Source organism: Leclercia sp. EC_58 (genome assembly GCF_019584355.1).
GTDB lineage: Bacteria > Pseudomonadota > Gammaproteobacteria > Enterobacterales > Enterobacteriaceae > Enterobacter.
Genome location: NZ_VDAM01000001.1, coordinates 1389635 through 1408123, shown reverse-complemented (window position 1 = coordinate 1408123; position 18489 = coordinate 1389635). Strand labels below are relative to the sequence as shown.

Annotated in this window: 19 protein-coding genes; 15 read left to right on the top strand and 4 right to left on the bottom strand. The window is 59.9% G+C overall.

What is annotated here, in order from left to right; translation table 11 throughout:
• Positions 1 to 430: 430 nt before the first annotated feature.
• Complete coding sequence (locus tag FHC51_RS06905; RefSeq protein ID WP_103825447.1) at positions 431 to 1309, bottom strand: diguanylate cyclase regulator RdcB family protein; 879 nt, start codon at positions 1307 to 1309, stop codon at positions 431 to 433.
• The gene (gene crfC, locus FHC51_RS06900; protein WP_103825446.1) at positions 1306 to 3663 is read right to left on the bottom strand and encodes a clamp-binding protein CrfC; all 2358 of its coding nucleotides are present in this window, start codon (positions 3661 to 3663) and stop codon (positions 1306 to 1308) included. The genes FHC51_RS06905 and crfC overlap by 4 nt, the downstream gene beginning before the upstream one ends.
• A gap of 591 nt (positions 3664 to 4254) precedes the next feature.
• On the opposite strand from crfC, the gene FHC51_RS06895 reads away from it, so the two are divergent.
• The 15 genes from FHC51_RS06895 to phnP all read left to right on the top strand — a co-directional run bounded on the left by FHC51_RS06895 (position 4255) and on the right by phnP (position 15598).
• A complete protein-coding gene (locus tag FHC51_RS06895) occupies positions 4255 to 4590 on the top strand; it encodes a zinc ribbon domain-containing protein YjdM (RefSeq protein WP_103825445.1) in 336 nt (111 codons plus the stop codon).
• Between the two features lie 156 nt (positions 4591 to 4746).
• Positions 4747 to 5535, top strand: coding sequence for a phosphonate ABC transporter ATP-binding protein (phnC, locus tag FHC51_RS06890; protein WP_114316119.1), 789 nt, complete (start codon positions 4747 to 4749; stop codon positions 5533 to 5535).
• A 23-nt stretch (positions 5536 to 5558) separates the two neighbouring features.
• Positions 5559 to 6575, top strand: coding sequence for a phosphonate ABC transporter substrate-binding protein (gene phnD / locus FHC51_RS06885; RefSeq protein WP_220435171.1), 1017 nt, complete (start codon positions 5559 to 5561; stop codon positions 6573 to 6575).
• A 50-nt stretch (positions 6576 to 6625) separates the two neighbouring features.
• Positions 6626 to 7405 (top strand): phosphonate ABC transporter, permease protein PhnE, encoded by a 780-nt coding sequence (gene phnE, locus FHC51_RS06880; RefSeq protein WP_156237543.1) that lies wholly within the window; start codon positions 6626 to 6628, stop codon positions 7403 to 7405.
• A 20-nt stretch (positions 7406 to 7425) separates the two neighbouring features.
• The gene (gene phnF, locus FHC51_RS06875; RefSeq protein WP_220435170.1) at positions 7426 to 8151 is read left to right on the top strand and encodes a phosphonate metabolism transcriptional regulator PhnF; all 726 of its coding nucleotides are present in this window, start codon (positions 7426 to 7428) and stop codon (positions 8149 to 8151) included.
• On the top strand, positions 8152 to 8604 hold the full coding sequence (phnG, locus tag FHC51_RS06870) for a phosphonate C-P lyase system protein PhnG (RefSeq protein WP_156237541.1): 453 nt from the start codon (positions 8152 to 8154) through the stop codon (positions 8602 to 8604).
• Positions 8601 to 9185 (top strand): phosphonate C-P lyase system protein PhnH, encoded by a 585-nt coding sequence (gene phnH, locus FHC51_RS06865; protein ID WP_220435169.1) that lies wholly within the window; start codon positions 8601 to 8603, stop codon positions 9183 to 9185. The genes phnG and phnH overlap by 4 nt, the downstream gene beginning before the upstream one ends.
• Positions 9185 to 10249 (top strand): carbon-phosphorus lyase complex subunit PhnI, encoded by a 1065-nt coding sequence (locus FHC51_RS06860; RefSeq protein ID WP_220435168.1) that lies wholly within the window; start codon positions 9185 to 9187, stop codon positions 10247 to 10249. The genes phnH and FHC51_RS06860 overlap by 1 nt, the downstream gene beginning before the upstream one ends.
• On the top strand, positions 10242 to 11087 hold the full coding sequence (phnJ, locus tag FHC51_RS06855) for an alpha-D-ribose 1-methylphosphonate 5-phosphate C-P-lyase PhnJ (protein WP_103177903.1): 846 nt from the start codon (positions 10242 to 10244) through the stop codon (positions 11085 to 11087). The genes FHC51_RS06860 and phnJ overlap by 8 nt, the downstream gene beginning before the upstream one ends.
• The gene (gene phnK, locus FHC51_RS06850) at positions 11084 to 11839 is read left to right on the top strand and encodes a phosphonate C-P lyase system protein PhnK (RefSeq protein WP_220435167.1); all 756 of its coding nucleotides are present in this window, start codon (positions 11084 to 11086) and stop codon (positions 11837 to 11839) included. Before phnJ ends, phnK begins: the two co-directional genes overlap by 4 nt.
• Before the next feature lie 202 nt (positions 11840 to 12041).
• Positions 12042 to 12722 carry a phosphonate C-P lyase system protein PhnL gene (phnL, locus tag FHC51_RS06845; protein ID WP_220435166.1) on the top strand — a complete coding sequence of 227 codons (681 nt, stop codon included), beginning with the start codon at positions 12042 to 12044 and terminating at the stop codon, positions 12720 to 12722.
• Positions 12719 to 13855, top strand: coding sequence for an alpha-D-ribose 1-methylphosphonate 5-triphosphate diphosphatase (gene phnM / locus FHC51_RS06840; RefSeq protein WP_220435165.1), 1137 nt, complete (start codon positions 12719 to 12721; stop codon positions 13853 to 13855). The genes phnL and phnM overlap by 4 nt, the downstream gene beginning before the upstream one ends.
• Positions 13852 to 14409 (top strand): ribose 1,5-bisphosphokinase, encoded by a 558-nt coding sequence (gene phnN / locus FHC51_RS06835; protein ID WP_220436660.1) that lies wholly within the window; start codon positions 13852 to 13854, stop codon positions 14407 to 14409. The genes phnM and phnN overlap by 4 nt, the downstream gene beginning before the upstream one ends.
• Positions 14396 to 14830: an aminoalkylphosphonate N-acetyltransferase gene (gene phnO / locus FHC51_RS06830; RefSeq protein ID WP_103177898.1), complete on the top strand. Its 435-nt coding sequence runs from the start codon at positions 14396 to 14398 to the stop codon at positions 14828 to 14830. The genes phnN and phnO overlap by 14 nt, the downstream gene beginning before the upstream one ends.
• 9 nt (positions 14831 to 14839) lie before the next feature.
• On the top strand, positions 14840 to 15598 hold the full coding sequence (gene phnP, locus FHC51_RS06825; protein ID WP_220435164.1) for a phosphonate metabolism protein PhnP: 759 nt from the start codon (positions 14840 to 14842) through the stop codon (positions 15596 to 15598).
• 87 nt (positions 15599 to 15685) lie between these two features.
• Here the strand turns inward: phnP and yjdP are convergent, their stop codons facing one another.
• Both yjdP and FHC51_RS06815 read right to left on the bottom strand, forming a co-directional pair.
• Positions 15686 to 16009, bottom strand: a complete 324-nt coding sequence (yjdP, locus tag FHC51_RS06820; protein ID WP_220435163.1) for a DDRRRQL repeat protein YjdP — start codon at positions 16007 to 16009, stop codon at positions 15686 to 15688.
• 69 nt (positions 16010 to 16078) lie between these two features.
• A complete protein-coding gene (locus tag FHC51_RS06815; protein ID WP_220435162.1) occupies positions 16079 to 18361 on the bottom strand; it encodes a hybrid sensor histidine kinase/response regulator in 2283 nt (760 codons plus the stop codon).
• Positions 18362 to 18489: the final 128 nt, after the last annotated feature.

Genomic DNA, 18489 nt, shown 5'->3' with positions numbered 1-18489 from the left:
ACCCTCCCTCCCGGGAGGGTTTTTTATTTAAAGCAGTGAAGAAACTCAATGAAAGTTCGAGGCTTACAGCGGCTCCCAGGTCCGGCTGAAAATCGCCGAAGCGTTTCCGGAAGGCCGGGGCGAGGCGCAGGGACGCGCCGAGAGGGCATAGCCTGCAGGGATGCAGGCTGGTGCCCGACCCGAAAGCCTGGAGGAATAAGCTGAGGACAAAATTGCCGGGAGCAATTTTGGACAGCGCTTGCGCTGGCCCCGGAGGGGTGAGCCCCAGGGATGGGGCGAACAATCCGCGAAGCGGCGATTTTCTTGCCGGAAGCCCGGGTTGCCAGGGTGGTGGCGATTGAGCCACCCTGGCACGTTCACCGGTTCGGATGTATCAGAGAAGCAAGGAACGTGAGGTGAACGGAACCACCACCTGAGCCACATATTCCCCCTACTCCCCAAACACCTCCTCCACCATCGCTTTCGCCAGCCTCGCCGCCGAACACAACCTCGGCATCCCCAGCGCCACATTCTGCCAGCTTTGCGTCACCGACCAGCACACCGGATGCCTGTCCGCATCACACCAGTCACCCAGCCAGCCCAGCATATCTTTATGGTCGATAATCCCCGGCGTACTGGGCGTGGTGAGCCACTGATGATAAAAATGGCGGGTATTAGGTGCAGCGTTGATCCCCTGCGCCAGATAGTTAGCCACCATGCTGCACAGGTTATCTTTCAACATGGCGCTGACGTCTGCATTCGCCAGTCGACAGGCATCACCGAACGCCCCCCAACGCAGCTCCTCCAGCACCACATAACCGCGACCGGCCAGCGACCAGCCGTCGTAGTGCCCGGCGCGCCAGCGGGTAAAAATCTGCTCGCTGTGAACGCCTGCCTGCACCGTTAATCCGCGCTGGGTTAACGCCTTCTCTTTGAACTGCGCACGTTGCTGAAAATGGGCGGAGAGGGTTTCGTATTGATGTACCACGCCAATCGGCGGCTGATTGCGCAGGCTGGCCTGCTGGCGCAGCGTGGAGAGAATGTGCGTCATGCGGGTCAGCGCCAGATGGCCGGGGTCAAACATGCCCGCCAGCTTCTCTGCCAGCCCGAGTCGCAGCACAGCATTTTCGCTGAACATTCCCCCCATGGCCCACTGACGAAGCTGAGACTGCGCCATGATCTCCTGGGTTAAACGTTCACGAAAGTGCTGCTGTTGCGACACCACAGAGGTGTGACGCTGCGCGTCAGCCCCCTGCACCAGGTCGACCATAAATTTAGGATGGATACATTCCAGCGTCCGTCCGGGACCGTCCAGTAGTTGTTTTGTCATGGTTGCTCTGCCGCGAATAACGTTTGAATATCATCGCGTAACAGTCGGGTATCTTCCTGAATCCACGTCGCAGTCGTAATGCATTGCTGCAACAGCTGGCTGAGCGCCCGTGTGGCATGCTCATTTTGCTGACGCACTGCGAGGCTATCACGCAAGCTTTCCTGTAATCCTGCAAGGCATAACGAGAATTCCGCAAAGAATGTCGCCATACCCGCTGTAACAGAGACATCGACCTGCGCAGCCAAAGCTTTACGAATTTGTTCACAAAAGTGATCTATATGCTGTTTAAATTTTTCATGAAGCTCTGACACGTTAATAACATAGCGCGTCCGCGTCATCACATAATCTTCCCAGCCCCAGCCCGGATTGTTCAACCAACGGGAGACCGTGTCGCGCAGCGCACTGCTGGTTCCCTGCCCCTGGCCAGCCGGTAGGCTCTCCTGAGCGATAGCATCGCTGAACAGCCCCCGGGTATTGAAGTTAAGCTGGTTTGCCTGAAACGCCGGGAAGCTGATCCGCGCGCGGAATCCGGCATGGCTTAGCTCCTCTTTAATCCGCGTTTCAATGGGCCGCATGGCGTCGTTCAGGGAGCGGGCCAGCGTGGTTTCCAGCTGGTCAAACCGCAGCGCCAGCTCGCGACCGATTTTGGCCTGAGCATCCAGCAGGATCATTTCACAGGAGGAGCGGATTTTGCTCAGCAGGATCTGCGCCTGTCCTTCATCGTCCAGCACCAGATGCCCCGGCGTAGCTAACGCCTCGGCATGGAGCGTGTGCGGCTTAAACCCGGCCAGATCGAGCAAATTATCCGGATTGAAGATGTGCGCTACCGCAAGTTTGATATCGTTTTGCTGCGTGCTGATAAACAGGTCGGTCGCCGCCAGCGCCTGCCCGACTTCATGCCGCACCTCATTGCTTACCGACACCTGACGGGACTGCAACAGCGCCATATCCTCTTCCAGGCGGGCGATATTCAGCTCCAGCTCGTCGAAGGCGACCGTGAGCCCCTGATAGCGGAAATCCAGGTATTCCCGGGCGTTCTGGGCATAGTTCAACAGCTTATGCGACGCCGAGCGTAACGCATACAGCGAGGCATTGGCGTAGGCAGCATAAATCAGCTTACGGATCGGCTGCTCAAAGAGGGAATCCTCCCACAGCAGATCGGCGGAGTGGCGAACGTGTTCAATATCGTCCAGATCGGCAGTCCGCCAGCGACGGCCCAGCGCAGCTTCGGCAAAATCCTGCACCCAGCGCTGCTCCTGGTGATCCGGCAACTTACCGTGCTGATTCAGCTCATGACGCGCCCGATTCGCCAGGTACCCCCACATCGAGGAGACCGGGAAGATCTGCCCTGGGGAAATATGGCCTTTCATCAGGGTGCCGGAGATCATCGCCCGCACCTGCTCTTCATCATCGCTGTTGCGGTCTTTCTGATCGAATTTGTTGACCAGCGCGTAGAGCGGTACCGATTTGCTGACGGCAGAAATAGCCAGCCGTACTTCGGCGTCGGAAATCGACTTCAGTTGCGTATAGTCCATTACCGCCAGTACCGCCGAAGCGCGGGCGAGCTGCTCGGTAAGCATTTTTTGCAGATGCGGTTGCCCGGCCTCATTCGGCCCGGGGGTATCCAGCAGGGTTAATTGCCCCAGATGGCCATCCAGCCCGGCCAGATGGACAAACTCCACCTCAATAACCGGGATATTCTCAATCGCTGCATAGGCAGAGAAGGGAAAATCTGTTCCCAGCGCCTGAGAAAGTCGCACTAAATCATTCAGGTTTTTTAAACAATTAAATATCGGCTGCGCGCCTAAATAATGTTTTTCAAACGCTTCGCCGGTTTCTATGCGCCCCAGCAACGCATTCATATCTTTATCAATTTCAAGTTGCTGGGCCAGCTTGCCGCGATCGTAATTGGCCAGCTTTTTTTGCATTTGTTTTATTAATGTATCGATCGGCGCCACGTGAGAAAAATGCAGCACCGGCTCCTTCTGACCAGGCGTATGACGGATCAGCGTCGGCAACGCGGTCATCGGACGGTTGCGATTGGGCAACACCTCCGTTCCCACAATGGCGTTAATCGTCGTCGATTTACCGGCTTTCATGGTGCCCACAATCGCCAGCACCATCTCCAGACGGGTAATTTTGCGCAGTTCATTATTCAGCATGGACTGCTGCGCTTCTAAACCACGGGCACTAAAATGTAGAGGTAAAACGTTGCTGGTTTCGCCGGTAAGAGCCGACGTTGCATTGTCCAGCATCGCAGCAGGCATGGCGCTTAGTGACTCGAGATTCTGCAATGAGAGTTGCAGCAGTCTTTCAGCTTCCTGGCTTAACTCAAATATTGTTTGTGTATGCATAGTAAAAAGCCTTCCCTTAACACAAATTTTATATAACCGAATTATTTTAAGAATGAAGGATCGGCTTATATGATTCCGTGTAGCAAATATGTTCGACGCAAAATAATTGTCTGATGACAATCAAATATATTCTTTAAGTGCATAAAACAGCGGAGCGCGCTCCTTCGGTCAGGGAAACCGAAAGACTAAGAGCGTAGCTCAAATTTAATAAATTTCAGGATAAACCATCTTTAATCGCCCACCAAAAATGAGGGGGTAATCATCCCTGCAAGCCCGGGGATGGCTATAAAAACATTTACGGTGAATATCATTAGCACCTTAACCTTATCCGAAATGACACGGCGTATCAATTTGCCGCAATAAAATATTATTGCTTTCATTCGCAAGCATTTCATTCTCGCGCCGGGTACTTATCATTACCTGAGTCACTGACAGACTCTGTCATCAGAAACGCTTTTTTTAGCCAAAAGCGAAAAATAATATCACCGACAAAAGTAAGGACATGCGCTATACTTGCCGCCTTTTTCGACAACCTGTCGATTTTTGGCGGGCCTCATTGCCGCCGGTTCGCACTATTTTGAGGAGAACACCATGTCACTGCCACACTGCCCGAAATGCAACTCTGAATATACCTATGAAGATAACGGTATGTTCATCTGCCCGGAATGCGCTCACGAATGGAACAACGCAGAACCCGTAGCCGAGAGCGATGAGCTGATCGTTAAAGATGCCAACGGCAACCTGCTGGCGGATGGCGATAACGTCACCGTCATTAAAGACCTGAAGGTCAAAGGCAGCTCTTCAATGCTGAAGATCGGCACCAAAGTGAAGGGCATCCGTCTGGTCGAGGGCGACCACAACATCGACTGCAAAATTGACGGCTTCGGTCCGATGAAGCTCAAATCCGAGTTCGTTAAGAAGAACTGATTTGTCTTTTATAGGCCCGGCAAGCGAAGCGCCGCCGGGCCTGCAGTCACTGTCATCGCTTTCACCTCAACTCTTCAAACTCCCGCAACCAACACTTAACCTAAATGTCACATTGATCCGCCAGCATGAGGCCACATTTGAATTGAGGCCTTACCCATGCACACTGTCATCCGCGTCGAGAAACTGAGCAAAACCTTTCATCACAATAAGGCTCTGCATGCCGTTGATCTGACCGTCCAGCAGGGCGAAATGGTAGCGCTGCTGGGACCATCCGGTTCAGGTAAATCCACTCTTCTGCGCCACTTAAGCGGCCTCATCACCTGCGACAAAACCTCAGAAAGCCACGTTGAGCTGCTGGGCAATACCGTGCAGCGCGCGGGTCGTCTGGCGAGTGATATCCGCAAAAGCCGCGCCCAGACCGGCTACATCTTCCAGCAGTTCAACCTGGTGAACCGCCTGACGGTGCTGGAGAACGTGCTGATTGGCGCGCTCGGCAGCACCCCATTCTGGCGCACCTGCCTTCGCTGGTTCTCCCCGTCCCAGAAGCAAGAAGCTCTGCAGGCACTCACCCGCGTCGGCATGGCCCATTTCGCCCACCAGCGCGTCTCCACCCTGTCCGGTGGACAGCAGCAGCGCGTGGCGATTGCCCGGGCGCTGATGCAGAAAGCCAAAATTATTCTCGCCGATGAGCCGATTGCCTCGCTGGACCCGGAGTCGGCCCGCATCGTCATGGAAACCCTGCGCGACATTAACCGCAAGGACGGCATCACCGTGGTGGTCACGCTGCACCAGGTGGATTACGCCCTGCGCTACTGCGAGCGCATCGTCGCCCTGCGTCAGGGGCACGTCTTCTTCGATGGCGCCAGCCACCAGTTTGATAACGAACGTTTTGATCATCTCTACCGCAGCATTAACCGCGTCGAAGAGAGCGCGCAGGCTGCTTAACGTCCCCACAATGAGGAATGGAAATGAGCTATAAGACGGTTGCCGCGCTGGCCTTTACCAGCATGTTCAGCATCAGCACCCTGTTCAGCCCGGCGTTTGCAGAGGAGCAGGAAAAAGCGCTGAATTTCGGCATTATTTCGACGGAATCACAGCAGAACCTGAAGCCACAGTGGGAACCCTTCCTGAAGGACATGGAAAGCAAGCTGGGGATCAAAGTGAACGCCTTCTTCGCCCCGGACTACGCGGGCATCATCCAGGGGATGCGCTTCAATAAAGTGGACATCGCCTGGTACGGCAACCTCTCGGCGATGGAAGCGGTGGATCGTGCCAACGGTCAGGTCTTTGCGCAAACCGTGGCCGCTGACGGCTCCCCGGGTTACTGGAGTGTGCTGATCGTCAACAAAGACAGCCCGATCAACAACCTCAACGACATGCTCTCCAGACGTAAAGAGCTCACCTTTGGTAACGGCGACCCGAACTCGACCTCTGGCTTCCTGGTCCCGGGCTATTACGTCTTTGCCAAAAACAATGTCTCTACCAGCGAATTCAAACGCACGGTCAACGCCGGGCATGAAACCAACGCCCTGGCCGTCGCCAACAAGCAGGTGGATGTTGCCACCAACAACACCGAAAACCTCGACAAGCTGAAGACCTCCGCGCCGGACAAGCTGAAAGAACTGAAGGTGATCTGGAAATCCCCACTGATCCCGGGCGACCCGATTGTGTGGCGTAAAAACCTCTCCGAAAGCACCAAGGAGAAGGTGTACGACTTCTTTATGAACTACGGCAAAACCGCGGAAGAGAAAACCGTGCTGGAACGCCTGGGCTGGGCGCCGTTCCGCGCCTCCAGCGACCTGCAGCTGGTGCCGATTCGCCAGCTGGCATTGTTCAAACAGATCCAGGGCGTGAAGGACAACAAGACGCTGAAAGAGGAAGAGAAGAACAGCAAGCTGTCTGAAATTCAGGCGCAGCTGGACGATCTCGACCGCCTGACCGCCGCGCTGGGCGCGATGACCAGCGTGACCAAAGCGGTGCAGTGATTACGTTCCCTCTCCCTTGAGGGAGAGGGAGAACAGATTAAGGAGCACACATGCAAACCATCACTCTCCCACCGCCAAAGCGCAGCTGGTTCTCGCTGATCAGCTGGGCCATCCTGCTGGCGGTGCTGGTTGTCTCCTGGAAGGGCGCGGAAATGGCCCCGCTGACGCTGATCCAGGACTCCGGCAACATGGCGACCTTCGCCGCCGACTTCTTCCCGCCGGACTTCAGCCAGTGGCAGGATTACCTCGGCGAGATGGCCGTCACGCTGCAAATCGCCGTCTGGGGCACCGCCCTGGCCGTGGTGCTCTCCATTCCGTTTGGCCTGATGAGCGCCGACAACATTGTGCCGTGGTGGATTTACCAGCCGGTACGTCGCCTGATGGACGCCTGCCGCGCCATCAACGAAATGGTCTTTGCGATGCTGTTCGTGGTCGCCGTCGGTCTCGGTCCCTTCGCCGGGGTGCTGGCGCTTTTTATTCACACCACCGGCGTGCTCTCCAAGCTACTTTCGGAAGCGGTGGAAGCCATTGAGCCCGGCCCGGTCGAAGGCATTCGCGCCACCGGTGCCAACAAAATTGAAGAAATTCTTTACGGCGTGCTGCCCCAGGTGATGCCGCTACTCATCTCCTACTCCCTCTACCGCTTTGAGTCCAACGTCCGCTCGGCGACGGTGGTCGGCATGGTGGGCGCAGGCGGGATTGGCGTCACCCTGTGGGAAGCGATTCGCGGTTTCCAGTTCCAGCAAACCTGCGCCCTGATGGTGCTCATCATCATCACCGTCAGCCTGCTGGACTTCCTCTCTCAACGTTTGCGTAAGCACTTCATCTGAGAAGCGAGGCTTTGATTTGTATGCACTTATCCAGACATCCGACCAGTTACCCCACCCGCTGGCAAGAGATTGCGGCAAAGCTCGAAGTGGAGCTGCGCACGCACTACCGCTGCGGGGACTATCTGCCTGCGGAACAGCAGCTTGCCGATCGCTATGAAGTCAACCGTCACACCCTGCGGCGGGCCATTGACCAGCTGGTAGAGCGCGGCTGGGTACAGCGCCGCCAGGGCGTCGGCGTACTGGTGCTGATGCGCCCGTTCGACTACCCGCTCAACGCCCAGGCGCGCTTCAGCCAGAACCTGCTGGATCAGGGCAGCCACCCCACTAGCGAAAAACTGCTCTCGGTGCTGCGTCCGACCTCCAGTCACGTGGCGGATGCGCTGGGGATTCAGGAGGGAGACAACGTCATCCACCTGCGCACCCTGCGCCGGGTTAACGGTATCCCCCTCTGCCAGATCGACCACTACTTCGCGGATCTGGCCCTCTGGCCGGTGCTGCAGCATTTCACCAGCGGCTCGCTGCATGACTTTCTGCAGGATGCCACGGGCATTGCGCTCAAACGCACCCAGACGCGCATCAGCGCCCGCCGCGCCCAGGCCAAAGAGAGCAAGGTGCTGGAGATCCCCAACATGGCGCCCCTGCTCTGCGTGCGCACCCTTAACCACCGTGACGACGAGGTGAACGCGACGGAGTACTCCGTCAGCCTGACCCGCGCCGACATGATTGAATTCACCATGGAGCACTGAATGCATTTCGATACCTCCACCCGCCAGCACTGGATGGCCGTGCTCGCCCACAGCCAGCCTGCGGCGCTTGCCGCGCGGATGTCGGCGCTGAGCCTGTCGCCCGCTTATGAACTGATCCGCGCGCCGGAAACCGGGCTGGTGCAGATCCAGGCGCGGATGGGCGGCACCGGGGCCCGCTACTTTGCCGGCGATGCCACCCTGACCCGCGCCGTGGTGCGCCTCGCCAGCGGCACCCTCGGCTACAGCTACCTGCTCGGGCGTAACAAACCCCACGCCGAGCAGTGCGCCGTTGTGGATGCCCTGCTGCAGGAAGCCCCCCATTTTCAGGCCCTGATGGAAACCGTTATTGCCCCGCTGGATGCCGACCGCGCCGCACGCCTTGCCGCCCGTCAGGCCGAAGTAAACACCAGCCGGGTCGACTTCTTTACGCTCGTTCGCGGAGACAACGCATGACACTTCACCCTGCTTTTACCCTTGCCGTGCAGGATGCCCAGCACAGTTTTCGTCGTCTGCTGAAAGCGATGAGCGAGCCGGGCGTCATCGTCTCGCTGCATCAGCTTAAGCATGGCTGGCAGCCGCTGAACCTCGCCACCACCAGCGTGCTGCTGACCCTGGCCGATAACGACACCCCGGTCTGGCTGTCGGGCTCCGTCAGCAACGATATCGTCAGCAGCAACCTGCGTTTTCATACCAGCGCCCCGCTGGTGGATCAGCCCCAGTTGGCGGTGTTCGCCGTCGCCGACGAGCAGATTAGCCACCAGCAGCTTAACGCCCTGAGCGAGGGCACCGCCGTGGCGCCGGAGACCAGCGCCACCCTGATTTTGCAGGTCTCCAGCCTGAGTGGCGGACGCATGCTGCGCCTGACCGGGGCCGGCATCGCCGAAGAGCGGATGGTCGCCCCGCAACTGCCGGAGTGCATCATTCACGAGCTGACCGAGCGCCCGCACCCGTTTCCGCTGGGGATCGACCTGCTGCTGACCTGCGGCGAGCGCCTGCTGGCGATCCCGCGAACCACCCACGTGGAGGTATGCTGATGTACGTTGCCGTCAAAGGGGGCGAGAAGGCGATCGCCGCCGCCCACGCGTTGCAGGAGCACAGACGCCGGGGCGAGGAGCAGATCCCCGAGCTGAGCGTCGCCCAGATTGAACAGCAGTTGAACCTGGCCGTTGACCGGGTAATGACCGAAGGCGGCATCGCCGATCGCGAGCTGGCAGCCCTGGCGCTGAAGCAGGCCAGCGGCGATAACGTCGAGGCCATCTTCCTGCTGCGCGCTTACCGCACTACGCTGGCGAAGCTGGCGGTGAGCGAGCCCATCAATACCGCAGAGATGCGCCTGGAGCGCCGCATTTCGGCGGTCTACAAAGACATTCCCGGCGGGCAGCTGCTTGGCCCGACCTACGACTACACCCATCGCCTGCTCGATTTCACCCTGCTGGCAAACGGCGAAGCCCCTCGCCTTACCCCCTCACACACCGAGCAGGACGCCGCGCCGCACGTCTTTAGCCTGCTGGCCAACCAGGGGCTGGCGAAAGCGGAAGAGGATTGCGGCGATGAGCCGGACGACATCACCCGCACGCCGCCGGTTTACCCCTGTTCACGTTCATCGCGCCTGCAGCAGCTGATGCGCGGCGATGAGGGCTATCTGCTGGCGCTGGCCTACTCCACCCAGCGTGGCTATGGCCGTAACCACCCCTTTGCCGGAGAGATCCGCAGCGGCTATATCGACATCAATATTGTGCCGGAAGAGCTGGGATTTGCGGTGAACGTCGGTGAAATGCTGATGACCGAGTGCGAAATGGTAAACGGCTTCGTTACCCCGGATAACGACGCGCCGCACTTCACCCGCGGCTACGGCCTGGTGTTCGGCATGGGCGAGCGCAAGGCGATGGCGATGGCGCTGGTTGACCGCGCCCTTCAGGCCCCCGACTACGACGAGAACATTACAGGCCCGGCGCAGGACGAGGAGTTTGTGCTGGCCCACGCGGATAACGTTGAGGCCGCAGGCTTTGTCTCGCACCTGAAGCTGCCGCACTACGTCGATTTCCAGGCTGAACTGGAGCTGCTTAAACGTCTGCAACAGGAGCGCGACAATGGCTAACCTCAGCGGCTACAACTTTGCTTATCTGGATGAGCAAACCAAACGCATGATCCGCCGCGCCATTTTAAAAGCGGTCGCCATCCCCGGCTATCAGGTGCCGTTCGGTGGCCGTGAAATGCCCATGCCCTACGGCTGGGGCACCGGCGGGATTCAGATCACCGCCAGCGTGATTGGCGAAGCGGATGTGCTGAAGGTGATTGACCAGGGAGCGGACGACACCACCAACGCCGTCTCGATCCGCCAGTTCTTTACGCGCGTGACGGGGGTGAACACCACCGAGCGCACCGAAGACGCCACGCTGATCCAGACCCGCCATCGTATCCCGGAGACCCCGCTTGTTGAAGATCAGATTTTGATTTTCCAGGTGCCGATCCCCGAACCGCTGCGCTTTATCGAGCCGCGCGAAACCGAAACCCGCACCATGCACGCCCTGGAAGAGTACGGCGTAATGCAGGTGAAGCTGTACGAGGATATCGCCCGCTTCGGCCACATCGCCACCACCTACGCCTACCCGGTGAAGGTTAACGGGCGCTACGTGATGGACCCGTCGCCAATCCCGAAATTCGACAACCCGAAGATGGACATGATGCCCGCCCTGCAACTTTTTGGTGCTGGCCGCGAAAAACGCATCTATGCCGTGCCGCCTTACACGCGGGTTGAGAGCCTCGACTTCGACGATCACCCGTTTACGGTGCAGGAGTGGGATGAGCCGTGCGCCATCTGCGGATCGAAGCACAGCTATCTCGACGAAGTGGTGCTGGATGACACCGGCAAACGGATGTTTGTCTGCTCCGATACCGATTTTTGCCGCCAACAGAGCGAGGCCAACAGCCAATGAAACCGCTGCTTTCGGTCAATAACCTGACCCACCTTTATGCGCCGGGCAAAGGCTTCAGCGACGTGTCGTTTGACCTGTGGCCGGGGGAAGTGCTGGGGATTGTCGGCGAGTCCGGCTCCGGTAAAACCACCCTGCTGAAATCCCTCTCGGCGCGCCTGACGCCGCAGAACGGCGACATTCTCTATGACGGCCACTCGCTGTATGGCATGAGCGAGGCCGAGCGCCGTCGCCTGCTGCGCACCGAGTGGGGCGTGGTGCATCAGCATCCGATGGACGGCCTGCGCCGCCAGGTGTCGGCGGGGGGCAACATCGGCGAACGGCTGATGGCAACCGGCGCGCGCCACTACGGCGACATCCGCGCGACGGCGAAACAGTGGCTGGAGGAGGTGGAGATCCCGGCGTCGCGTATTGACGACCTGCCCACCACCTTCTCCGGCGGGATGCAGCAGCGCCTGCAGATCGCCCGCAACCTGGTTACCCATCCGAAGCTGGTCTTTATGGATGAACCCACCGGCGGGCTGGACGTGCCGGTGCAGGCCCGCCTGCTGGATCTGCTCCGCGGTCTGGTGGTGGAGCTGAACCTGGCGGTAGTGATTGTCACCCACGATCTGGGCGTTGCCCGGCTGCTGGCAGACCGTCTGCTGGTGATGAAGAGCGGCGAAGTGGTGGAAAGTGGGCTGACCGACCGGGTGCTCGACGATCCCCATCATCCCTACACCCAGCTGCTGGTGTCATCGGTATTGCAGAATTGATTTTGCTGTTGCCGGGTGGCGGCTTCGCCTGACCCGGCCTACGGACCGCGCTCTTTGTAGGCCGGGTAAGCGAAGCGCCACCCGGCAATGAATCCAGCACCTTGTAGACCGGGTAAACGCAGCGCCACCCGGCAATGAATCCAGCACCTTGTAGGCCGGGTAAGCGAAGCGCCACCCGGCAAGAAAACGCCACGAGGCCAAGATGATCCACGTACAAAACGTAAGTAAAACCTTTGTGCTCCACCAGCAAAACGGCGTGCGCCTGCCGGTGCTGCAGAATGCCTCTCTGAAAGTGAATAGCGGCGAATGCGTGGTGCTGCATGGCCATTCCGGCAGCGGCAAATCGACCCTGCTGCGCTCCCTGTATGCCAACTACCTGCCGGACGAAGGCCATATCCATGTGCGCCACGGCGACGAATGGGTCGATCTGGTCCAGGCCCCGGCGCGTAAGGTGCGGGACGTCAGGCGCACCACCATTGGCTGGGTCAGCCAGTTTTTACGGGTGATCCCGCGCGTTCCGGCGCTGGAGGTGGTGATGCAGCCGCTGCTGGATCTGGGCGTGCCGCGCGACACCTGCGCCGCCAAAGCCGCCAGCCTGCTGACGCGCCTCAACGTGCCGGAGCGCCTGTGGCATCTCGCCCCCTCCACCTTCTCCGGCGGCGAGCAGCAGCGGGTCAACATCGCCCGCGGCTTTATCGTCGATTACCCGATTTTACTGCTCGATGAACCGACCGCCTCGCTGGATGCCAAAAACAGCGCAGCGGTTATTGAACTGATCGAAGAGGCCAAAGCGCGCGGCGCGGCGATCGTCGGGATCTTCCACGACGACGCGGTGCGGGATCGCGTGGCGGATCGTCTGCACCCGATGGGGATCGCCGCATGATCGTCAATAACGTAAAACTGGTGCTGGAAAACGAGGTCGTTGACGGCTCCATCGACATTCAGGACGGCATCATTCGCGCCTTTGCCGAAACCCAAAGCCGCCTGCCGGAAGCGATGGACGGTGAAGGCGGCTGGCTGCTGCCAGGGCTGATTGAGCTGCACACCGACAACATGGACAAGTTCTTCACCCCGCGGCCCAAAGTGGACTGGCCCGCCCATTCGGCGATGAGCAGCCACGACGGGATGATGGTCGCCAGCGGCATCACCACGGTGCTGGATGCGGTGGCGATTGGCGACGTGCGCGACGGCGGCGATCGTCTGGAGAATCTGGAAAAGATGATCAACGCCGTGGAAGAGACGCAGAAGCGCGGCCTTAACCGCGCCGAGCACCGCCTGCACCTGCGCTGCGAGCTGCCTCATCACACCACCCTGCCGCTGTTCGAGAAGCTGGTGAACCGTGAGCCGGTGACCCTGGTGTCGCTGATGGACCACTCTCCGGGCCAGCGCCAGTTCGCTAACATCGAAAAGTATCGCGAATATTATCAGGGCAAATATGCCCTCAACGACGCGCAGATGGCGCGCTACGAAGAGGAGCAGCTGGCGCTGGCCGCCCGCTGGTCGCAGCCCAACCGCCAGGCCATTGCCGCCCTCTGCCGGGCGCGCAATATCGCCCTCGCCAGCCATGATGACGCCACCGCGGAGCACGTGCTTGAATCCCGGCAGCTTGGCAGCGTGATCGCCGAATTTCCTACCACGTTCGAGGCCGCAGAGGCCTCCCGTCAGCACGGAATGAATGTGCTGATGGGTGCGCCTAACATCGTGCGCGGCGGGTCGCACTCCGGCAACGTAGCGGCAAGCCAGCTCGCTTCCCTCGGCCTGCTGGATATCCTCTCCTCCGATTACTACCCCGCCAGCCTGCTGGATGCGGCGTTCCGGGTGGCGGACGACGAGAAGAATGGTTTTACCCTGCCGCAGGCGATCCGCCTGGTGACGAAGAACCCGGCGCAGGCGCTCAACCTGCACGATCGCGGGGTGATTGGCGAAGGCAAACGGGCGGACCTGGTGCTGGCGCACCGTAAAGGCGAGCATATTCATATCGACCACGTCTGGCGTCAGGGAAAACGGGTGTTCTGATGGGAAGACTAATCTGGTTAATGGGGCCATCCGGCTCCGGAAAAGATAGCCTGCTGGCGGCGTTGCGTGAGCAGCCCCATCCACAACTGCTGGTGGCGCACCGCTACATCACGCGCGCCGCGACTGCCGGGAGCGAAAACCACATCGCCCTCAGCGAGCCGGAGTTTTTTACCCGCGCGGGGCAGCACCTGTTTGCCCTGAGCTGGCACGCTAACGGCTATTATTATGGGGTGGGCCTGGAGATCGATCTCTGGCTGCACGCCGGATTTGACGTGGTGGTGAATGGTTCGCGCGCCCATCTGCCCCAGGCGCAGGCGCGCTATGCCGGGGCGTTGCTGCCCATCTGCCTGCAGGTGTCGCCGGAGATCCTGCGTAGCCGACTGCAGGCGCGTGGGCGGGAGAGCGCTAAAGAGATCGACCAGCGGCTGGCGCGCGCCGCCCGTTACACGCCGTCCGACTGCCCGATCCTTAACAATGACGGCAGTTTGCATCAGTCTGTCGACAACTTCCTTTCACTCATTAGCCAGAAGGAGAGAAACCATGCCCGAGTGTGAGTTGCGCCCCGCCACCGCGGAGGACGTTGACGCGGTCTATGGCCTGATCTGTGAGTTAAAACAGGCGGAGCTTGACCGTTCAGCGTTCCATGCGGGGTTCGCGGCCAATCTGCAGGATCACAATATGCGTTACCAGCTGGCCGAACAGGATGGACACATCATCGGGATGATCGGCCTGCACATGCAGTTTCACCTGCATCACGCCAACTGGATCGGCGAGATCCAGGAGCTGGTGGTGATGCCGCAGGCGCGCGGTCTGAAGGTCGGCAGCCGGCTGCTGGCCTGGGCGGAAGAAGAGGCCCGCCACGCCGGGGCGGAGATGACCGAACTCTCCACCAGCGTAAAGCGTCTCGATGCGCACCGCTTTTATCTTCGTGAAGGGTATACCCAGAGCCACTTCCGCTTCACCAAACCTCTGTAAGGGGGCGTCATGAGTCTGACCATTACGTTAAAGGGAACCGGTGGCGCCCAGCTGGTGCCCGCTTTTGGCTGCGACTGCCCGGCCTGCCGCCGGGCGCGTTTGCAGGAAGATTATCGCCGTCGCCCCTGTAGCGCGGTGGTCAAATTCAATGATGCGGTGACGCTGCTGGATGCCGGGATCCCGCACCTGATGGACGACTGGCCTGCGGGCAGTTTTCAGCAGATTTTACTCACCCATTACCATATGGATCATGTCCAGGGGCTGTTTCCGCTGCGCTGGGGCGTGGGGGCGACCATTCCGGTCTACGGCCCGCCAGATGAAGCCGGGTGCGACGATCTCTTTAAACATCCCGGCCTTCTCGACTTTAGCCATACTCTCGAGCCGTTTGTGGTCTTTGAACTCCAGGGCTTGCGGGTGACGCCGCTGCCGCTCAACCATTCGAAGCTGACTTTTGGCTATCTGCTGGAGAGCGCCCACAGCCGCGTGGCCTGGCTCTCCGATACCGCCGGACTGCCGGAGAAAACGGTGAAGTTTCTGCTCAACAACCAGCCGCAGGCGATCGTGATCGACTGTAGCCATGCGCCGCAGGATGAGACGCCGCGCAACCATTGCGATCTGAATACGGTTATCGCGCTAAATCAGGTGATTGGCTGCCCGCAGGTGATCCTGACCCATATCAGCCATGAGTTTGACGTGTGGATGATGGGCAACCCGCTCCCTGTGGGGTTTGAGGCGGGATATGACGGGATGGTGCTGGCGCTAGACTAAGGCATCGCAATGCCGGGTGGCGGCTTCGCCTTACCCGGCCTGGGAAACCGTAGGCCCGTGCAAGCGAAGCGCCGCCGGACACTGGCATTACCGCCGGTCGTAATCCTCTTCCAGCCTGCGCTCGTCATCTTCTAAGCGACGCCGATCCTCATCCAGCTGGCGCTGACGTTCATCCAGACGACGACGGCGATCGTCCAGCTGGCGCTGGCGCTCTTCATACTGTCGGTTATCGCTGCTGCGACGCCGATCGTAACGGTCATCGTCATCGTTACTGCGGTCGCTGTTGGGGTTGTAGGCGTCGTTAATCGCCTGCTGAATATTGCCGATGGTGTCGTCAACAATATCAGCGTGAGCCAGATGGCTGGTTAAAGAGAGCAAACCCAATAACAGGGCGGTAGAGTATTGTTTCATAAAGCCAGTCTCGCAGGTGAGCTGGCTTTACGGTAATAAACAGCGGGTGGAGCGAGTAGCGGAGGAATCTCAAATTCGGGCCACTTTCCCCAGCGCCTGCGCCAGCTGCGCACGGGTAAAAGGCTTGCGCAGCAGCTCCACGTCCGGCAGCTGTGGGTTATGTGCCGGGCGCAGATCCTGGCCGCTCATCAATAGCACGGGGAGATGCGGGAACTGCTGGCGGACCTGCTGGATCACCTCCGCGCCGCTAAGGGTGCCGGGAAGCATTAAGTCGCTAATAAACATCTCGATATCCGACGATGCGCTCAGCATTTGCAGCGCCTGCTCGCCGGTTTCCGCCTCCAGCGTCAGGTAGCCCAGCTGGTGCAGTTGTTCGCACAGGGTCTGGCGGACATCGCTCTGGTCGTCCAACACCAGTACCAGCCGGTCGCTTCGTACCGCTGCGGCTGCCGCCAGCGTCTCTGGCTGGGGAAGTGCCTGCTGGGTGGCGCGGGGCAGATGCAGCCGCACGGTGGTGCCCTGTCCGGGGGCGCTTTCGATCTCCACCCGCCCGCCGGACTGGCGCACAAAGCCATACACCATCGACAGCCCCAGCCCGCTGCCGCTGCCGGTCTGCTTGGTGGTGAAGAAGGGTTCAAAGACCCGGGATTTGATGGCCTGCGACATCCCACAGCCGTGATCGATCACCTCCAGCGCCACCATATCCTGCCTGCGTCCGTCGCTGCGGGTGACGCGCTGGTTCCAGGTGCGGATTTTTATCACTCCACTTTGCCCTTCCATCGCATCCCGGGCGTTCATCACCAGGTTGATGATGGCGTTTTCCAGCTGGCTGATGTCAATCCACGCCGGCCAGACCGGGGTCTGCGCTTCGATCTCCAGCGAAAGGGTGGCGGGAAGGGAGTGGCGCATCAGCTCGGCCAGGTTTTCCAGCAGGGGTTTCATCTCCACCGCGTGCGGGTTCAGGGACTGCTTGCGGGAGAAGGCCAGCAGGCGCTGGGTTAACAGCGCCCCGCGCTCGGCGGCCTTCAGCGCGCGGCTGATGCGCGGCGCATCCGGTGAATGGGGATCGGCCAGCTCCAGACTGCCGATGATCACCGCCAGCAGATTATTGAAATCATGCGCCAGCCCGCCCGTCAGCTGACCCACCGCCTTCATCTTCTGGCTGTGGAGCAGCGCCTCTTCCAGCCCCTGACGTTCAATGCGATCCACCTCCATCTGGGAAGTTTTCTCTTTCAGCAGCCGGGTGGTGTGCTCCAGCGAGGCGGTATTGCGGGCAAAGACGTTAAATGCCCGCGCCAGTTCGCCCAGCTCATCCCGGCGTTGCAGCGCAGGCACCGAGACATCCTGTTCCCCGTGGGCCAGCCGCGACATCGCCCGGGAGATGGCGGTCAGGTTGGTGCCCAGGTTGCGGTAGATGTACCAGCAGGCAAAGGCGGTAATGATCAGCGCCAGCACGGCGGAAAGGGTAATAAAGACGCTGATGGAGCGCAGCTCCTGATGGCTCTGGGCGGTACGCAGCTGGGATGCCTGCGCCACCTGCTCCACATACTGATTGATATCGCTGTTAAGGATCGCCACCAGCGCTTTGATGTGAAACATATACCAGCTGATCGACAGATCGCTCTCTTCCAGCTGCCGGGAGAGCGGGCCGAGCTTGTTCAGCTCGGCGTTAAAATCGGGCAGCACAAAGCCCACCACCGGCTGGGTGGCCCCAGGGGGCAGCATTGCCGTTACCGTATCAAGCTGCTGGATGGTCGCCCGCGGCGAAGGGGTTTCGATGGCGGCAACGATCAGCCGGTCCATCTCGCTGAGCAGGCGGGCATCGGGCACGTTACTGGCGAAGCGGCGGTTGATCTCCTGGAGATGGCGGAGATAGCTCTGGCTCTGGTAGAGCGCGCTGAGCAGGGCATTACGCTCCAGATGGCGCCGTTGCCCGCGTTCCAGCATCCCGGTCACGCTTTGTTGCAGCTCGTTGCTGCGCCGGATGATCCGCGCCACCAGCGCGGGCTCCTGCTGCGCCAGGGGCGCATCGGCAAGCTGCGCCAGTGAATGGCCCAGCGCCGTCTGGGTCTGCTTTAGCCGGTTGGCTTCGTCTTTATATTCCAGCGCCCCCACCACCTGCGACAAACGTACCGCTGCCGTCGCCACGTTGGCGGTTTCCCGCGACAAATTCATGCTGCCGGTCATGTCGTCCAGCGTCTGGCGCTGCACCTGCTCCTGGATATGGCTGGCGTGGCGAAAGCCCAGCACCGCCACGCCGCTGACCATTAACGTCACCGCCACCACCAGCAGATTAAAGATCAGCAGGCGGCCACGGGCGCTGGCGAAGAAGGGGGGACGGCGTGAGGGCATGTTGGCTCCGTGGCGTAACTGTGATCCACATTAACTATTCATAACTATGACAAATATGAACGACTTCTGACATTTTGCATTTACCGGGCTGTGATGAAGTGCGGATATCGAACGTCACAGGAGATCCG